This window comes from Paenibacillus periandrae (genome assembly GCF_022458865.1).
GTDB lineage: Bacteria > Bacillota > Bacilli > Paenibacillales > NBRC-103111 > Paenibacillus_S > Paenibacillus_S periandrae.
Genome location: NZ_JAJNMU010000208.1, coordinates 1 through 255 on the forward strand (window position 1 = coordinate 1; position 255 = coordinate 255).

Genomic DNA, 255 nt, shown 5'->3' on the forward strand with positions numbered 1-255 from the left:
AGATAAAGAAAAACCACTGTCAGTAACTTGCGTAGCGTTTATGTGACTCCAATCTGAATTATTAATCCACTCCATAGATGTAGGCAATGCAGCCTCCGCTTTACGGGAAGGCATGACGCCTAAAACTGTAGATACAATCAGCACAAAAGATAAAACTAAGGACATGATCCGTTTAATAGATTTCAAAATTGTAACCTCCTGCAAGATGGTTGTTAGTAAGTTAAAAATAAAGTGTTAACTGCGTTGTTTGATTTT

General features: G+C 36.5%; 1 protein-coding gene. It reads right to left on the reverse strand.

Features of this window, described 5'->3' with window-relative positions; translation table 11 throughout:
* A partial coding sequence (locus LRL21_RS45265; protein WP_240422257.1) for a hypothetical protein occupies positions 1-186 on the reverse strand: 186 nt, incomplete at its 3' end.
* Between the last annotated feature and the right edge of the window lie 69 nt (positions 187-255).